Source organism: Roseburia sp. CLA-AA-H209 (genome assembly GCF_020687575.1).
Taxonomy (GTDB): Bacteria; Bacillota; Clostridia; order Lachnospirales; family Lachnospiraceae; genus Roseburia_C; species Roseburia_C amylophila.
Map to the genome: position 1 here is coordinate 73,157 of NZ_JAJEQU010000010.1, position 16,758 is coordinate 89,914.

General features: G+C 42.3%; 12 protein-coding genes and 1 other RNA gene. All 13 read right to left on the bottom strand.

The genetic code is table 11. The features are described from left to right. Window positions 1-2 precede the first annotated feature (2 nt). Window positions 3-1,901, bottom strand: a complete 1,899-nt coding sequence (locus tag LKD41_RS10500; RefSeq protein ID WP_227701142.1) for an LTA synthase family protein — start codon at window positions 1,899-1,901, stop codon at window positions 3-5. Between the two features lie 83 nt (window positions 1,902-1,984). Continuing rightward, window positions 1,985-2,542 (bottom strand): elongation factor P, encoded by a 558-nt coding sequence (gene efp, locus LKD41_RS10505; protein ID WP_022244047.1) that lies wholly within the window; start codon window positions 2,540-2,542, stop codon window positions 1,985-1,987. Window positions 2,543-2,700: 158 nt separating this feature from the next. Beyond that, the gene (gene rpiB, locus LKD41_RS10510) at window positions 2,701-3,141 is read right to left on the bottom strand and encodes a ribose 5-phosphate isomerase B (RefSeq protein ID WP_022244046.1); all 441 of its coding nucleotides are present in this window, start codon (window positions 3,139-3,141) and stop codon (window positions 2,701-2,703) included. Continuing rightward, window positions 3,138-3,650 (bottom strand): YqeG family HAD IIIA-type phosphatase, encoded by a 513-nt coding sequence (locus LKD41_RS10515; RefSeq protein ID WP_227701143.1) that lies wholly within the window; start codon window positions 3,648-3,650, stop codon window positions 3,138-3,140. Before LKD41_RS10515 ends, rpiB begins: the two co-directional genes overlap by 4 nt. Before the next feature lie 12 nt (window positions 3,651-3,662). Beyond that, window positions 3,663-4,202 carry a hydrolase gene (locus LKD41_RS10520; RefSeq protein ID WP_022244044.1) on the bottom strand — a complete coding sequence of 180 codons (540 nt, stop codon included), beginning with the start codon at window positions 4,200-4,202 and terminating at the stop codon, window positions 3,663-3,665. Window positions 4,203-4,293: 91 nt separating this feature from the next. Continuing rightward, window positions 4,294-4,956 carry a J domain-containing protein gene (locus tag LKD41_RS10525; RefSeq protein WP_022244043.1) on the bottom strand — a complete coding sequence of 221 codons (663 nt, stop codon included), beginning with the start codon at window positions 4,954-4,956 and terminating at the stop codon, window positions 4,294-4,296. A gap of 28 nt (window positions 4,957-4,984) precedes the next feature. Further along, complete coding sequence (locus tag LKD41_RS10530; RefSeq protein ID WP_022244042.1) at window positions 4,985-5,884, bottom strand: DUF5685 family protein; 900 nt, start codon at window positions 5,882-5,884, stop codon at window positions 4,985-4,987. Window positions 5,885-5,909: 25 nt separating this feature from the next. Continuing rightward, window positions 5,910-6,305, bottom strand: a complete 396-nt coding sequence (locus LKD41_RS10535; RefSeq protein WP_022244041.1) for a hypothetical protein — start codon at window positions 6,303-6,305, stop codon at window positions 5,910-5,912. Between the two features lie 199 nt (window positions 6,306-6,504). Continuing rightward, window positions 6,505-6,848, bottom strand: an RNA gene (gene rnpB, locus LKD41_RS10540) — RNase P RNA component class A. A gap of 126 nt (window positions 6,849-6,974) precedes the next feature. Continuing rightward, window positions 6,975-11,720 (bottom strand): DUF5057 domain-containing protein, encoded by a 4,746-nt coding sequence (locus LKD41_RS10545; protein ID WP_227701144.1) that lies wholly within the window; start codon window positions 11,718-11,720, stop codon window positions 6,975-6,977. Between the two features lie 30 nt (window positions 11,721-11,750). After that, window positions 11,751-13,907: a PilW family protein gene (locus tag LKD41_RS10550; RefSeq protein WP_227701145.1), complete on the bottom strand. Its 2,157-nt coding sequence runs from the start codon at window positions 13,905-13,907 to the stop codon at window positions 11,751-11,753. A 26-nt stretch (window positions 13,908-13,933) separates the two neighbouring features. Then, window positions 13,934-14,524 carry a pilus assembly FimT family protein gene (locus tag LKD41_RS10555; RefSeq protein ID WP_227701146.1) on the bottom strand — a complete coding sequence of 197 codons (591 nt, stop codon included), beginning with the start codon at window positions 14,522-14,524 and terminating at the stop codon, window positions 13,934-13,936. A gap of 7 nt (window positions 14,525-14,531) precedes the next feature. Next, complete coding sequence (locus tag LKD41_RS10560) at window positions 14,532-16,748, bottom strand: hypothetical protein (RefSeq protein ID WP_227701147.1); 2,217 nt, start codon at window positions 16,746-16,748, stop codon at window positions 14,532-14,534. Window positions 16,749-16,758 lie beyond the last annotated feature (10 nt).

Sequence of the window (16,758 nt, forward strand, 5' to 3'; positions counted from 1 at the left end):
TTCTATTTTTCTCCATCCCAGTCAAATAAAAGATAATACTGCAGCGTCTGATAATTAAGCCATGCATCACTGCCTTCTGCTTCTGTATGCTGCGTGGAAATCAATGGCATCTCCTTCTTTTGTTCCAGTAAATAATTCTGATAATCCGACAACGGAATTCCTGCTGCTTCCATCATCTGTGCCCCCAGATAGTTGGCACTGCTCTCCTGATTTACCGCCTCATCAATATCATAATTTGCCCAGATAACATAAGGCACCTTATAACGAAGCTGATTTTCTTCTTCTGTTAAATCAGAGGATGATTTGCCTTCTAAATTCCAGATTGGCTCCACCACCGCATCTGTCGGCTGGTGGTCACCAAAGAATACGATAACCGTAGGTTCGTCCTGTGTCTCAAAATAATCAATCAGCTTTTCCAATGCAGCATCCGATAATTTTACCAGTGTCAGATATTCCGATAATTGGGCAGATACCGTTCCATCTACTGTAACATTTCCCTGAAGATTCTGATAGCCGTCGGTATATGGGCTGTGATTCTGCATGGTTACATTAAAGATAAATGCCGGCGTTCCTGCATCCTTCTTCTCATATGTCTCAATAATCTTATCCACACAGGATGAATCATCAATATAGCCCCGCTCATAGGTGGAACCAAAGAAATCCGTGGAAGAATAAAAGCTGTCAAATCCCAGCAGCGGATATATCTTATCCCGGTTCCAGCCGGACGCATAATACGGATGCATGGCATATGTCTCATAGCCCAAGCTCTTTAGATAGGATGCCATGCTTGGTGTATCCTTCGTAATATACTGCTGATACGGAATACTACCAGCCGGAAGAAATGCCATGGTATCTCCCGTTAAAAATTCAAATTCCGTATTTGCTGTATTTCCACCCTTTACGGATACATTCAAATATCCGGTCTGGGTATTCTCTGCCCCCTGTTGCAGGCTGTGAATAAACGGCATATAGTCTTCATTTACCGGAAGCGCCTCATCGGACAGAACCCCCAAATCGGAAAAGGCTTCATCCATAATGACGATAACATTCGGAAGCTGGTCTGTTGTTTCTTTCTGATTTGTGAATTCCTTTCCAACATTATTTCTCTGGTCGGATGCCGTCCAGTCAAGACCATCCTCATTTTCTAATAATTCCTTTGCCTTTTCAACGGAATATCCTTCCGGCTTCTCCACCTTAAGATACTGCATATCCATAAGAAACGTCACTGCAAAGCCATTTCGTTCATACATGACTGTAGGCGTAAAAAGAAACGGATAAAGCTGTAATTCACTTACCATTGCATCATCCTGTACCATCCAGCCAATTCCTGCCATACAGGCAATAGAAATCACAGCACTACCTGCACGGAGCAATATCTTTTTCCGTGAAATATGAATCTTTGCATAACGCTCCGTAAATGCCAGAAAGAGCATCAGAAGAATCAATGCAATCTGACGGGGCGGCAAAGTATAATCATAGCCTCCGGCAACACTGGCTGCCGTTCCAAGGGACAGTAAATCCCACGGAACCACCGGAGAACCACGGAAGGAAATGACATAATAATTCGCAATGCTCAGTGCAATTCCAAGAATTGTCTCCGTGCGAAGTGCAATCACTGCACTTCCGGTAATCGCCAGCAGCAGCCACACAAAAGCCTCAAATAAAAGGAGATTTAGAATTTGTGCTCTCCACCTGGTTCTTACAAAAGGATTATATGTCATAAATGCAGTAATATAAAAAAGCAGAACCGGATATCCGAATAATATCGCATATTTCAACCACTTTGGTGCTTCTGCATGATAAATCCTTTTTATGAAATTTTTCTCTTTTCTGCTTTCTTCCTGCATAGCCTGTTTCCTCAACTTTCCATTCTCATTGCCATAACCTGCTGATACTGCCACTGACAGTTCTTTCCTAATACCCGGCAACAGAAAAAGGAGTTTCAAAACAACTGTTTTGAAACTCCCACATATTTCGCATGAAATTATACTCTGGATAAATACTCACCAGTTCTTGTATCGATTTTAATGACATCATCCTGCTCTACGAATAATGGAACCATTACAGTTGCACCAGTCTCAACAGTTGCAGGTTTTGTTGCACCTGTTGCAGTATCACCCTTGAATCCAGGTTCTGTCTCTGTAATCTGAAGTTCAACAAACAATGGTGGTTCAACAGCAAATACGTTGCCATTGTGAGAACAGATTTTACACATTTCGTTCTCTTTTACAAATTTTAAGGTATCACCGATGGTTGTCTTATCTAAAGCAATCTGCTCATAGTTTTCAACATCCATGAAGTAATACAGATCTCCGTCAGAATATAAATACTGCATATCTTTACGGTCGATACGTGCCTGTGGGCATTTCTCTGTTGGACGGAAAGTTTTCTCAACTACACCGCCACTCTTGATATTCTTTAATTTGGTTCTGACAAATGCAGCACCCTTTCCAGGTTTAACGTGCTGGAATTCAATAATCTGATAAATATTTCCTTCTAATTCGATTGTAATTCCGTTTCTGAAATCTCCTGCTGAAATCATCGATATTCCTCCTAATTTTCGTTGCTAAGCACCATAAGACGCTGCCATTGGCAGGTTCTTACGGGTATTGGAAAAAATTCTCATTCCAAACTTATCACTCACTCGTTCTATTCTATAATAAAACAAGCCATTTTTCAACCTTTTTTTATGACTTTACCCTATCTTGATTCAATTTCGTGAATCATGGCAATACGTTTTTCATGTCTGCCACCCTGAAATTCTGCATTCAGGTATGCTTTTACAATATCTTTTGCCTTCTCGATTCCAACAATTCTTGCTCCAAATGCAATGATATTGGCATTGTTATGTTCTTTTACCAGATGCGCAGTTGTTACATCAGAACATACTGCTGCACGGACACCTTTTACCTTATTAGCAGCTAAAGAGATTCCAACCCCGGTACCACAGATTAATACGCCACAGTCTACTTCCCCGGCTGCAACTGCACGTCCTACTTTTTCACCATACTCCGGATAGTCACAGCTCTCGGTAGAATCTGTTCCGTAATTTACAACTTCATGTCCCATTTCCTCTAAATACTTTTTAATTGCGAATTTCATTTCGACTGCACTGTGGTCATTTCCAATTCCGATTTTCATGATTTTTCTTCCTTCTTTCTCTTCCTTGTATAAAAAAATAACACAATTTTCTCCAGGTATCTCTTTAAAACAATCTGTATTTCTTCTTTCGGATGTATCGGTTTTACCAGAATTGTACGGATTCCCGCACGGTTTGCCCCATACACATCAGTAAATATCTGGTCTCCCACAAATAACGTATTCTCCGTGGTGGTTCCCATCTCTTCCATTGCCTTAAGATAATTTTTCGTTGACGGTTTCCCTGCCTTGTAAATATAAGAAACATTTACCGCATCATTGAACATCTTCACCCGTGGTTCCTTGTTATTCGATAACAGCATACAATGATAACCCAGCTCTTTTAAATGAGCAAACAGCTTTTTTGCCCGCTCATCCGCCGGTGCTCCGTGTGGAACAAGAGTATTATCAATATCAAAAATAATGCCCCGGTATCCCTCTTCATAAAGTTTATCAAAGTCTATGACATAGGTAGAATCCAGATATTCATCGGGATAAAATCTTTGCAGCATATCCTGTCTCCTTTATTTAATCAGTGCAGAAATCTGTTTAAATACCGGTCCGCCTGCCTTACGTGTCAATTCAAATAAAATAGCTTCCTTAGATGTAATCAGAATGCCTTCCTGTTCTGCTCTCTTTAAACCAAGTTCCTTATCCAGTTCTTTTCTTGAAGATACACAGTCTGCTACGATAACCGGCTGATATCCTGCTGCCTTTAAATCAATGGCTGTCTGAAGTACACAGATATGTGCTTCAATCCCACAAATCAGGACATTTTTACGCTCTTTATCCATTGCTTCATATACCGCTTCTGTTTCATATGCAGAAAATGTGGTCTTGTCATATGCCACATCACTTCCAATTGCTTCACAAATCTCCGGAATATTATTTCCTAATCCCTTGGCATACTGTGTGGTCAATACCATCGGTATTTCCAATAAATTAAGTCCCTTTAATAATGCAGCAGAATTTGCCACAAGTTCCTCTCTTCCTGACATTGCCGGCAAAATCTTCTCCTGATAGTCAATTACGATACATGATGTATTTTCAGCTAAAATTCTCATTTCTAATCTCCATTTCTGTTTTTTTTCATTCTACAGTATAGCAGAAGTTTTCATTCTTGCAAATAAAAAAGAACTTCTAAAATATGTTTTTCTAATATGGTCTGAAACAACAACAGTTACATAAAAGATTCAATAACAGCATACTCATGCACCAGCCGCTGCTGCCGGAATATGGTCGTTCATATTCGCCGCCTCTGCTCTGATACCATGTTCCACCAAACTCTAACTGCTGCTGCAGCTGACGATATTCCATATTACTCGGTTCCATATTGACAGCCTGACTGGCATGCTCCTTTGCCGTTACATTATTACCGCTTCCGGCATTGGCAATTGCACTGTAATAATACCAGCGTGCCGTTCTGTCAGAAATGCCGTCTAACACATGCAATGCTTCTTTAAAACAACGATTCCGGATGTAATTTGCAGCCGCCTGCATCTCTACCGATTCACCGGAAGCACTGCTGCCATAACCGCTGTTTCCATATGCACCATTGGTTCTGCCATAGCCAAAACCACCATAACCGTAGGCGCCACCGCCGCCGTAACCGCTTCCATAGCTGTAACCCTGCTGTTTCTGTTTCATAATCTGGTCATACGCCATCTGTACTTCTTTAAATTTTTCTTCTGCCTGTGCACGGTCAGGATTATTTACATTGGCATCCGGATGATATTTGCGGCTCAGATTCCGGTATGCCCGTTTGATTTCTTCATCTGTTGCTCCCGGAGCTATGCCCAGCACCTTGTATGGGTCCATACTACTTACTCCTTCTTAATTCTTAACTTCACTTTATTGCACTTTTCCTGTCTGCCTTCTGTTTTTCTGCTTTCTGTTTTTCAAGAAGCTTCTGCTGCTTCCGCTCACGTTTCAGTCTGTTGTACTCATATTTCGTCCAGACTCCGGAATATAATACATTCCGCAGAATGTCTGCATGCATAAGAATTGGCAGACGTTCAAAGGACTTGGCACACTCTGACATCATACTGGTCAGCAACAGCTTCACAAAGGTATCCAGATTCTGCATATCCTCTTTCCGCTGTACACGGAAAACATTGTATGCATTTTTACGCTTATCTGTTTCAAAATCCTCATAGGCATCCATCAGATAAACAAACTTCCCTAAATAGAATCCAAAATATCTGAGTTCTTCTGCCCATATATCTTCCCGCCATGCAAAAATTTCGCCCAGCATGGTTCCTGTCAGTCCTGATATTTTATCAATATTGGATTCCTGTGCATCCTCTGCCTTACCCAGTTCTTCGATATAGGTTTCTACTGCCTTTACCTGTCTTGGGTATTTTGCCATGATGCGATTATAATCTTTTCCCAGCATTCTGGCAAATGCTTTTTTCGAATAAGAACGATTGTCTCTCCAGTCATCTTCAAAATTCTGGTAGGAAAGAATAATATTCATATCAGCAGCATATTCTGTTGCTTCATTGATTCTGGCTGTCCGTTTTTTCGTCGGATGCAGTGCACATACAAAATCTGTGCTTTTATCCTCCAGCTCATAAAGTCCGGTCAGAAGCACTACCAGAAATGTCATGTCATAGTTTAAAAGCATCTGGCCTTTACGGCCGGAAACCTCCTTTAGTTTCTGACAAAGTCCGCAGTAATAACCCTGGTAAATCTTTTTATTTTCATCTGATAATTCATTACGATTGATATTTACATATCCAAACATACTGCTTCCTCCAAATAGCTACAGCTCAACTTTTCTTTATGAATTCCATTCTGCATTTTGGACAGGTAATGCAGATTTTACCTTTTCCCTTTGGGACACGAACCTTCTGTTTACATCCCGGACAACGATAAAACCGGTAAATCTTACGCTGCTGCCACTGTTTCTTCCATGCATCCTTTTTTACCACCGCACGATATTTTGCATTCAAATACTTCTGATTCTGTGCATACATCTTGGAAATGTTCTTCGAAAACATACGATAATAAGTATACACCAGAAGAACAATTCCAGCTATATAAAATATACCAAGGTGGCTAAAAATTGAAACTACCAGTAATATCAGTGCAATTCCAAGATATAATCTTGATAACTGATCTACTCCATATCTTCCTGACATAAATCTCGCTAACTTCTCTTTCAAATATAAGACCTCTCTTCTTTTTATATCTACGCACCTGCCACCGGCAGTTCCTTACAGATGCTTACGCAAAAATATGGTGATATGTATGTTCACATATCACCATACCCTGATATTCATCTTAAGTCCCCTGCTTTTCTGTGTCAACAGAGTTATTGTCTTTTAAGAAACATTTTAGAATTACATTAGATTTGATAGTAAGAAACCAAGCAGGGCTGTAAGCCGGGTTATGTTGAAAATGGTCATCTATCTAGGACGGCTGTTGCCAACCGCCTCAAGCAACCTACCTTAAGCTGGCGGGCCACGTCAATGCTTAAATCTGGTCTTGCTTCGAATGGGGTTTACAGAGCCATCTCTGTTACCAGAGATGCGGTAGTCTCTTACACTGCCTTTCCACCCTTACCAGTTACCTGGCGGTACATTTCTGTTGCACTTTCCTTGGAGTTGCCTCCACCGGACGTTATCCGGCATCCTGCCCTGCGAAGCCCGGACTTTCCTCGTCTGTATGTCTTTCGACAATGCAGCCGCGACCATTCACCCTACTTGGTTCTTCATGGTTTTATTATATGGTAACGTTACCAGTTTTTCAACCCTTTTTTGATTTTACAGATTGCTTTTCCGGTCTTATACGATTTCGTTCCCAGTTTTTCAATAAATATTTTTTCTTTTCTTCTAATCCAAATCAAACAGCGTTGTTCCTAATATTTTCATAGATGTACTGCTCTGCGGTATGCTCTGAGCATTTTCACCCAGACCATAGCTGTCTCCATAATAGTCAAAGGTACTGACTGCATGGACTGCAATCCGCATATTACCATTGGTAATTGCCTCCTGTACTTTTGTATCCGTCAGGTTATGAACTGTGGCTTTATACACTTCCCCGCTCTTTAAGCCTCTCAGTCTTCCGGCAGAATCTGTCGTAACCGTATCTCCGTTTACTGCTTCTGTTGTGATATACACCTGATTTTCTGCTGCCTGTACCGGAATTGCAATACTGCTGCCATTCTTATCTACCATGGAATAATCCACACTGATTTCCTTATCCGATGTGACGAGATTCGAATCTGTTACGGTATAATAAAAACTTACTTCATTTTCCAGTGCCTTATTTCCGATGGCATTATCAGTATGTACATAAACAGCTTCCTTTTCTGCTGAAGTACGGCTTCCATTCTCTAAAAGCTTTACTACCGGATCTTTGATTCTTGTCTTGTACGCTGCAACAATGGTATTAAAGAATAACTGCTTCTCATTCACGTTACTTATTGTACTGTGTCCCACACCGGAATAGGTAATATTTCCAATGTTGTAAATATAATAATTGTTCCGCACATCATTCGGGGAACTGGTATAAATCGCCGAACCATCACCGGATGCTCCCAGACAGTACCACACTACAATATCACTGTTTTCATCTCCATCCATATCCTCATCCATATTCAGCTGATAATACTGGTAATGGGTATTAGCTATCGTAATCTGACTGCCAATCTCATATGGATAATGGGTAATCTGTCCATCATTTACCTGGGTTGCATACATGCTGGCATTGTTTTTCAGGTTTCCAAGAGAAACATCATTTCTTTGTGTTGGTAACGGAAGTGTACGCCACATCATGTACTGGTTATAAGCATACTTTGCTTCCGTTGTACACTGCCACGGAGCATTATAATAATAATGGAAATTGATTGCTCCATAAGTATAACCCTGTGTCTGTCCATAGGACTGCTTCTGATTCGTTCCCGGTACATACGCAATATCCTTATCACTTCCTAATACTGCAGAAGTCAGTGCCCCGCTGCCATCCGGATTCTCTCTTGTGGTTACGCCACCATGTGCCGTATCAATGGTTCCGGTTGTTATCTCATTGCCGGAGGCATCTGTAGTAGTACTGATGTCTAAAAGCTGACCTTCCTTTAATAGCAGGGAACGAAGCTGTGCCGCCTGCGGGTCTTTGGAAGTCCTCTTATTATAAGTAATTCCATAACGATCCATTCCAAGAACACCACGGAATTTCTGGTTTACCATATAGCCCCAGTGACGTTCTACCTGGTTAAAATCTCCTGCATTACCCTGGTTGCTAAGCCAGCCCGGGTTCCATCCATTATCGCCATCCGGATTATCCTGACAGTACATCTGCTCGGTTGCCACATTGACAAAGGAAGAGGTATCATGGGTAAACAATACACTCCGTCCGCTGACTATATAATCATCTACTGCTGCCAGCGTGTCAGCATTGGTCATATCCGAATAACTGTCCTGGAAACCAAAGATTAACATCTGATAATCCTTCAGCTGTTCAAAGGATGTATATTTGCCATCGAAATTGCGCATTGGAATTGCTGTAATTTCAAACCGGACTCCTTCCGTATTTTCAAAATTGCTGATAAAATCCTGCATGTCTCTATCTTGAGAAAGATTAAAGTAACCGCCCCATTCATTATTATTTCCCATAATCTGAAGTACCTTAACAACCTGTACACTGTCATCACCAGCTGTTCTTGATACAATCGTATAACCTGTCTTAGCCGTACGGATATAGGCATTGGTGGTCTGGGTCAGTTCCAGTTTCCAGGTCAGCATACCACGATAGTCACCTGGAATGTCTTTCTCAAGATAGTACTCCTGTCCGCTGCTTAACTGATATTCTCCTGCTGCATCCCGGTTGACTTCATTGCCGGAAGCATCAAAAATGATGCAGTCCTTCTGCCGTTCGGAATAGGTATCATTTTCGATAAATTTACCATCGGCATTCATATCAAAATAAAGTCCTGCATGATATACCGTAGCCGCACTGGCATCTACGGAACTGTCAATCCGGAAGCGGTAACGCAGCGTATAGACTCCGGAATCCTTCTTATCGGTACGGATTTCTACTATTTTATTGCCATAATTGTTATCCGTAGTACGTGCTGTTCCTGTACTTAATGCCGTATCACTCTCTTCTACTCCGGTAGACGGATTGAGCATGGCAAGTTTAACCTTTGGCATATTAATATAGTACCGGAAGCTGCTCTCATCATTTGGCTTGCCTTCGGTATCCAGGTAAAAGACATTATCCTGTGCCAGATTTTCCTTTGCGAACTGATATAAAACAGAAGAATTATCTACCACCTTTGCATTGATTTCACCTTCTGTGGTCACAAAATTCTGTGCAAAAAGAACCGGATATTTCGCTCCGAGGAATTCTTCCAGATCACGTTTCTTGCTCTCTGTTATATCATTTCCGCTGGCACGGTATACTCCTACATTTCCTACTGTAACGGTAATTTCCTGACGGTCATTTCTATTCTTTGGATTATCATACTGGAAACCACTGATGGTCTTTGTTGCGGTAACGAGCTTACCTAATCCGCTGTCCCACTCATCCCGGTCACCGTATGGGTCTCTTGAGCTGTCCGGATTGCCTCCATAGAGATAATTCGATGTATTATTATCTACATAATCGGTATCTAAAAGTCCGCCAAGAATAGCCTTTCTTAAGAATGCATCCCCGGTATGTGCATAGACCAGTCCGTTCATCAATGAATCATTATAAACCGTATTTCCTTCAGCATCACGGTTCATATAATCCCCCTGAAGCTTTGCATCAGAATTTCCATTCTCTCCGGCATAACCAAGCCCAAAGTAAACCAGGTCGTATTTCATATTCATGTCTTCGATTTTACCAATAAACTCCGCTGAAGTCATCCGGGTAATGCTGATATTTTCAATGGCAACACCTGTCCAGTCTGCCAGCTTCTTTTTGGTAAGAATCCTGTCATCAGCTGTATTTTCATCAAGATACAGTGCGCCCATTGCCGGTTCGATATCCAGCACCCGCAGCTCCTCTTTATCACTAAAGGTTCTCTCATACGGATAATTTAAAATATACTGTAAGACCATGTTCTTTGAAAGCGTGGTATCAATTGCATCCGCTGATGTACGGAGGGTATTCTCCTGCTCAATCAATGCCCGCACCGGTGCAAATCCCTCCGCCTCCTGCAGCTCCTGTGGAAAAGCTTCCAGCAGACCGGTAAATACATGCTGACGTACCCCGTCTGCATCTGTCATTTTCATGCAGTAAACATTATTTTCCGCATAATTAGTATCATTGCCGGTGTAATTGCTGTTTAAAGAAGCGGTATCACATAATTCTGCCGCATCCACAGACTGCGGGTCATCCTTTAACTCCTTCTGGATGCTCCACACCACAAGCTTTGCAATATCAGAAGTATTATAATCAGTAAGTGCACTTTCTAAGACAGTGGAATCAATAAGAACCGGTGCTTTTCCTAAAATTTTCTTATATATTTTATCCACCTGTGCAAGAAGCTCCGGAGAAGAAAGCTGATATTTCATTCCGGTATCATAACCCTGTCCGCCGATATAAATAAAATCCATACCGGATACATCTACGGAAGCAAGTCCAGACTCTGTCACTGCCGTTACTTCCACCTTTAAATCATCCTTGGACAATGCTCCTAATACATAGTCCCGGAACAGGTTATTATTATAAAGTCCACCGGTATACCAGACAGAGCCCATCTCCACCTGACAGGACTGATTTGCACTGTCCTCTTCCGCTGTTCCCGGCACAAATGCAAATGCTCCATCCCCTGATGCAGTATATGAATATGGTTTTGCAGCATCTAACTGTGCCAGATAATGTCCATGTTCGGAATCTGCTCCAACATAGTAAAAGTCTGAAATATAGTAATAATTACCACCTGTCATAGGATTTTCTACTGCTTCATAATAACCATCTGTTCCATTATCCCGGTACTCATATGGCTGGTTATATGGTGTTTCATCCTTAAGTGGTGTTCTCCGTTCAAATTCTACTGCATAATCCCCAGTTGCATTATAAGAGAAGGAAACTACATTGGGATTATAGTTTCCGTCATAATCCTGCCGGTAAGCATAATGTCCCTCAGCAGTAATTGTCTCATACTGTTCTTCCGGAAATACCAGCTTCTTGTAGTCCTTCTGCTGCTCCTCTGTCGGGAAAAAAGTCTCCTCATAAGCTTCTGCATAAAGTGGTGTCTTAGATGTATCACCGGAAGCTATCTTCCCGTCCTCCAAACGCTGCTTTAAGCTGTTGATATAATCCATTCTCTCCTGCTGCGTATTTTCGATACCATTCTCTGCAAAGTAAGCCAGCATTCCATCTGCTGCTAGGGCTACCGGCTCACTGCCCGCTGCAAGATAGCCCATTTCACTTTCTGCTCCATCCGGCATAATCTCTAAAATCCGATAGGTCTTATCTTCTGTTGCCATCTTCTGTGCAACGATGCTTTCCACCCCCGGCAGTACTCCGTTTGCTGAAGTCTCTACCGGCCGGAATGCAGCAACCGCAACTGTTATACCGGCTACTGCTGCTACCGTTGCCTGAATGATTCTCTTTCTGGAATTTTTCAAAGAATTCTTCCGTTTCATATATCCTGTCCTCTTTTACTTCTCAACAAGCTAGTCTGCCTTCAATGTATTAACCAGATCCATTACACTGCTTTTTTCCATAAAGGAGAAATCTGCATTCCCCCAGCTTCTCATATCAAGTTTCTTTGCTATGATTACGCCTCGGCTATAACCGGACTGGCAATCAAATTTAACTGTTCCTTCTGGCGCATAAATGAGTCCGTCAAAAGTTGTTGCGCTGCAGTTAAACGATATCGTATGCTCTCCTTTTACATAGATTACGGTATCTCCACTAGAACGAATCGTCATGGCATCAAAAGTAATATCACGGTCTACTATGATAATTCCTTCCATATCGATAATTTTATTACTCTGATAACGAGAAGGTCCCTCCTGTGTAAATTCATTCACACCAGACAGCGTACGCACATCCTCACCAGTCCACTGTTCTGATGATGTAAGTTTATAAGGCTCACCGGTATTTGCAATCAATCCATTGATTCCGGAAGTAAGATTGGTAAATTCCCGTATTGATTCTGCCATCAACACAGGTCCACGGAAATTCACACGGGCCCAGAAACTATTGTCACGCTCCGGAAGGTAGGTTGTTTCTACAACATACGGAAAATCCAGTGCTTCTGCCACATGAATTGTTACCGTATCATAGCCTGTCTGATATTGGTTTTCAACTTTAACCGTGACATAAATTTCTCCATCCAAAGCTGCCTCATCTATCTTAACAGTCAGTCTCTCATCATCTGACCCGGATGTCTCATAGGTATATGCATTTTTATCAATATTGCCGCCTTCTGTAAATTCATATCTACGTTTTGTTCCAAGATCTGTCCGTTTCAATACGGTAGAAAGATTTAAGGTATCTCCGGCATGTACCCAATAGTCCAGTCCGTTCGGTTTATCAAAATTCACAATTCCGGAACCACCTGATACATAAGATGCATCCACTACTTCTATCACAACAATATCTTCATAAGGCTGTCCGTCCACTATCCCACTGACTTTCACTGTATATTCACCCAGTGGTGTTGACGAACTGGTTACAAAACGTCTGGCATTCATTAAATCTAATGATGGATATCCGCCGGCAACTGTCACTGCATCGGTTGGGTTAGCAGAAAGTAAATCCTGCGGACTGCATTCCCAGGTAATAGAACCGTTTAAGGTTCCGTTGACTCTTGCGTATACATACATGGACATTCCTCTTTGCAGCCAGTATTTCCGGATCTGGCCTAAAGACAGCTTCTTGCCATGTACTACTGTTACTTCCGCCGTTCCTGACTTGGTGGTATCCTGTACCGATGTCGCTGTTACCGTTAAGGTCTTTGCCTTCTCATCCATGCTGATCCACAGCAGTCCGTCCTCTGAAATAGTGGTCAGGGAAGACGTATTTCCGGAAAGACTCCAGGTTACCTCCTGGGATGGTGAATTATTACCATAGACAATTGCCTGAAATGCCTTTCTTCCACCGGGCCGCATCATAACTGTCTGTGGCAGAACCTTAACGCTAAGTACAGATGAAATGACCGGTGCTGCATCCGGTTTATAAGGCTCCCCATTTACTACAATCTGGTTACGCAGATACACTGTAGTATCCGCTCCATAACTTTTCTCTCCACTGGCAAGTGCAACAGACACTGTTACCTGACGCAATGAAGTTACTTTCGTCAGATCAATGGAAAAATCCGTTACATGCGTTGCCAGATCCTGTTCTTCTATATTTTCAGTTACCGTTCCTGCCGCATCAATCGTCTCCTGCTTATATGTCAGCTTCTCTGTGGATTTTGTCCACAAAACGGTCTCTTTCGTATATCCGGTATCGGTGGTCTTATAAATCTCCAGCCATTTTCTGGTCAGTCCTGCTGCTCCACCCGGATAAAGGCTGTCCTTTAAGATTTCCGTGCCGCTTCCACTCTCTGATACATCTGCATAATAACGAAGCGCACTGTCTGTATCGATAATATAATTATCCATCTGGGATAGGAGAATCTGTGCATCCTCCTGTAAGTCTGCTTCATCAGTTACTTTTCCATATGTTCTTGTGGAGAAAATCAAAAATGTGCCTATCAACCCGCCGACAATTGCCACAATCGCAATTCCTACCAGCAGTTCAACCAGCGTAAATCCTTTATTATCATATATCCCGCATTTTCTGATTTCACAATACTTCTTTGAAGATTTCCTGTGGCTCACTTTGTTTTCCTCCTCCCTGCTTTTGCTTACTGTATCTCATGTCTGCCGGTGGCAGCACTTATTTTTATCTGCATATCACGGTCTGACAACTTCAAATGTATACCAGTATAATAGCTTTCCACGCTGTTTACCTTTACGGTCTTAACTGCTCCGGTACTTCTGTCATAGAGAAATTCTGCCGCACTGCTTAAATTACTCTCACTGCCCTCATTGGATAATGTAACATCAGATACTGCTGTCCCGTCTTTTCCTTTATAACTTAGCGTAATCGTCAGCGGTTCTTTTCCAAGTGAATACTTTTCCAGCACCTTGTCCTCAGTTACACGGTAAATATTTCCGTCCCGGCAGGATTCCTTTATCATTGCTGCATAATATTCTCCATTTAATTCATAGACAATAAGACCTGCAGTATCACTCTTACTCATAGACTGAACCATAGCTTTATCCAGTGCCGAATCCAGTCTTTCCGCAGCATGACGCAGTTTCCATCCATTCTGTGAGCCGGTAAGGAGAAACGCTCCCACAGAAATAATTGCAAGAATCGCCACGGTAACAATCAGCTCTACCATCGAAAATCCACTATTCTTTTTTCCGCTTATACGATTCCCTTTCTGCATCTTATCTTTACTCCTTTGACCAGTTCTGATAGGTTACAAGCTTCGTTACATCCACGGCATCCTCTCCGGTATATGCCTTTCCAATACTGCCTACATAGTACTGGCTGTTCTTCAATACCTGTGACAGAATATAGGTATCTGACCCCTTCTTATATTCGGCATTCTGAATGACTCTGGCAGCATCCTGCATATCAGATGACACTGTTGAGCTGCTGCTTCCCGGCATGCCAAAGGTCACCTGGCCACCACTTAAAATTGTGCCGGAGTAATCTGCTGTAACGTTCACATCTCCGGTTGCAATGATAAGCGGTACATTCTTTCCACCCAGAAATGAAGCATCCACCTCCAATGCTGATGCACCTTCATTATCTGTTACGTATGCCACCTGCCGGACTCCATCCCCATCGGTAAATTCAAATTCTACTGCTCCGGATGTGCCGGTAATTTTTTTCAGTCCGTCTACATCCACCAGATTTTCAAATACAGTGGCTGCTTTCTGCTCCGTTGTAAGCCTCTCATAATCCTTTGTCAGTGAAATATTATAAGAAGCATACATATCCTGCCAGCCGCTCTGCAGTCCGGCATAATAACCATCCTCGTAAATATCGTCTAATCCATTACTTATGGTTGTCGGCTCAATGGTTCGGATTCCTTTTGTATCCCAGACAAGAATGCTTCCGTTGGTAATCTTCTCCACAGTGCTGCTCTCCCGGATAGATAATTCTGCGTCATCCACATAAAGAGACAGGTACTGCTGCCTTGTGGCTGCATGGTCTGCATCATTGTAGTATGCAAGGTCAAATGCCGCTGCTTCCTTTGCATTCTCGAATTTTAAGAAATAATAAACCAGACCATCTTTATATAATGGTGTGATATCAAAAGCATGATAATTTTTTAACACTTCATAATTAATATATTTTTCCGGAGTTGCTGCAAAATCACTCTTTGCCATAAAATCTTCCGCTACCGTTGTGGGATTGGTAGTCTTTATAAGAAAACAGTCTGCCGGTGCAAGATATGCCGTCTGGCTGCTCTTTACAGCCAGGGACTCTCCCATCATGGCATTGCCGCTTCCGATATAGGCATTTCCTGCTAACATCAGTGTCTTTAATCCATTCATGCGGATACTTGCCTTGCCACTGTCTGCAATTCCATTGATAATCATGGCACTGCTGTATGCCGCCTTATTGGCATTGACTTCTTCTGTAACTACAGATGCCGCTGCCTTGGCAGTCTCCGGATTACCGTAGCCATAATACTCTCCACGCAAGGTAACATCACCGCTTCCGGTAATCGTCAAATCATCCGATACATATGTACTGCCGGATAAGGACAGGGCTGCGTTGCTGTAAACATTGAGATTATCTGCCCATATCGTAGCTTTGGTATCCGTTGTAAAAGAACCTTTATTTTCTACCGTAAGTCCGCCTCTGGTAATCAGCGTCTTGCGCAGTCCAAGCATTACACTTCCACTGTTATCAATGTGGAATCCATTCCGGTCACTGCTGCTCCCGGTATAATAATCGCCTGCGTATACATTGCCATTCATGGTAAGTGTACGGTTTCCATTGTTTACCCAGACACCTTCATCTGCTACCACACAGTAATTCAGCAAATCCGGTACTGATGTTGACTGGATAAAGTTTACCTGTGGATAGCTTAATACAAGATCTGTATCTACAACTGACTCATAAGCATCTGCATCCTTATAAGAAAGCTCCAGATTCATAATCACAAGACCGGACTGTGTTACCACAAAATCTGCATCTTTGCCATCCTGTGTTGTAAGTCTGGCTCCGGTACCGGTTGCTGCTTCATAACGGTGGGACGCACCGATATAATTCTCAAGATAGCCGATATCATAATGGGTATCATCCATGGTCTGCCCGATTTTCTTCTTTAACTCCTTCCGGTACAATTCCCGGAAAGTGCTCTGACGCACAGCATCCTGATAACTGCTGGCAGAATATTGTGACATAACAGAAAGATATGCCGTGGTTGCTGCATCTGCTACATCCTGCTGCAGACCGGTACGTATCTCATCCATTGCTGCTTCTGCATCATAGAAATTATCCGCAGACTTCTTATATACTGACTTCATCTGTATATTCATCAGAGAAAGAGACAGTACTATAACCACCAGTATGCTTACCAGTGCCACTGTTCCAATGACCATGACCAGTGACATTCCTCGATTGTCCCGTGATTTCTTCCATCTGTTCATTGTTTTCCCG

Excerpts from the sequence above, each read along its gene's own strand:
- LKD41_RS10545 (WP_227701144.1), bottom strand. The coding sequence starts at position 11,720 with ATGAAACGGAAGAATTCTTTGAAAAATTCCAGAAAGAGAATCATTCAG.
- LKD41_RS10555 (WP_227701146.1), bottom strand. The coding sequence starts at position 14,524 with ATGCAGAAAGGGAATCGTATAAGCGGAAAAAAGAATAGTGGATTTTCG.
- LKD41_RS10525 (WP_022244043.1), bottom strand. The coding sequence starts at position 4,956 with ATGGACCCATACAAGGTGCTGGGCATAGCTCCGGGAGCAACAGATGAA.
- rpiB (WP_022244046.1), bottom strand. The coding sequence starts at position 3,141 with ATGAAAATCGGAATTGGAAATGACCACAGTGCAGTCGAAATGAAATTC.
- LKD41_RS10530 (WP_022244042.1), bottom strand. The coding sequence starts at position 5,884 with ATGTTTGGATATGTAAATATCAATCGTAATGAATTATCAGATGAAAAT.
- LKD41_RS10520 (WP_022244044.1), bottom strand. The coding sequence starts at position 4,202 with ATGAGAATTTTAGCTGAAAATACATCATGTATCGTAATTGACTATCAG.
- efp (WP_022244047.1), bottom strand. The coding sequence starts at position 2,542 with ATGATTTCAGCAGGAGATTTCAGAAACGGAATTACAATCGAATTAGAA.
- LKD41_RS10515 (WP_227701143.1), bottom strand. The coding sequence starts at position 3,650 with ATGCTGCAAAGATTTTATCCCGATGAATATCTGGATTCTACCTATGTC.
- LKD41_RS10560 (WP_227701147.1), bottom strand. The coding sequence starts at position 16,748 with ATGAACAGATGGAAGAAATCACGGGACAATCGAGGAATGTCACTGGTC.